This is a genomic window from Vibrio sp. 10N.222.48.A3 (genome assembly GCF_041475345.1).
Taxonomy (GTDB): domain Bacteria; phylum Pseudomonadota; class Gammaproteobacteria; order Enterobacterales; family Vibrionaceae; genus Vibrio; species Vibrio tasmaniensis_A.
In genome coordinates this window covers 1-1,087 of sequence record NZ_JBFRVX010001321.1, presented here as the reverse complement: position 1 = coordinate 1,087, position 1,087 = coordinate 1, and the positions used below count along the sequence as shown (strand labels likewise).

The following is a 1,087-nucleotide window of genomic DNA, read 5'->3' as shown; positions in this document are numbered from 1 at the left end:
TCTAGTGCCAGAGTTAACCTATGGCGTATCTCTACTTGCCGATGCAGAATCTGCGCTAAATTTGGAGTAAAAGTTTGGAAGCGGTTCCGACCATTGGCTTTGGCAACATGCATCGCCATTCCGGCCTGCTTTAACAATGACTCTTTATCCGTGGCATTATCTGGAAAATGAGCAGAACCTATGCTGCAACCTACAGATAAGGTGCCAATTCCTTTTATTTGGAAGCTTTTGTTCAAAGAATCGATAATGCGAGAGCAGAGTAACGGGATATTTTGATTTTTTCGGGCGTGAGCAATCACGATGAACTCATCACCACCAAAGCGACCGATTGTGCATGTTTCGTCGAGGATCTGTTTAAGACGCTTGCCAACTTTTTTGAGTAGTTGGTCACCAACACTATGCCCATAAGTGTCATTCACCAACTTAAAGCCATCAAGGTCCACAAACATCAATTCAAAGGGCGAGCGACAGGCAATACTCGATTCGAGCCTTTTGGTGATCCCGCGGCGGTTGTAGAGCTCAGTGAGACAGTCGTGCTCTGCGTTATATCGAGCTTTAATCAAATTTTCTTTTTGTTTGGTGGTACAGGTTAGGTTTAATAGCAGTTCACTTTTGTCAAACAACCACTTTCCATGAACATCAAAGTGGTGGGTTTTATTTTCAATTTTACAGCTGACTTCCTCCAAAATGTCTCGACCTTTGCGAGCTGAAAATAACCATTGGTCTGCAACTTCTTCGCTTGAAACAAAATCGGATAGGCGACTAAACGGCGAGCCGTAGTTTTTAGAAAAAGCGGAGTTTGCACTCACTACGCTTCCCACTTTGTTGAATAAAAGAGAGAGGTTGGAACCATCAGAGTATGTGAGATCGCGTTTTAAGCTCTCTTCTTCTGCGATGACTTGCGCTAGCATCCCTGTTCGGCCATCGGGTAATGGGATTCCAGAGAAAAGACATAGTGCGCGTTTAGATATGTATTTTGGGGTGAAGTTCCACCAAGTCTTTACACTTTGATTTCGCTGAAATTGTCTCTGATATTCTTCAAGCGTTGCTTCGATCGCTTTTGACATTTCAACACCAAAATCGCGTG

General features: G+C 43.6%; 1 protein-coding gene. It reads right to left on the bottom strand.

Translation table 11 applies throughout. The annotated features are described in order from the left end of the window. The coding region (locus tag AB4653_RS26060) for a diguanylate cyclase domain-containing protein (RefSeq protein WP_372105672.1) at window positions 1-1,087 on the bottom strand (1,087 nt) is incomplete at both ends.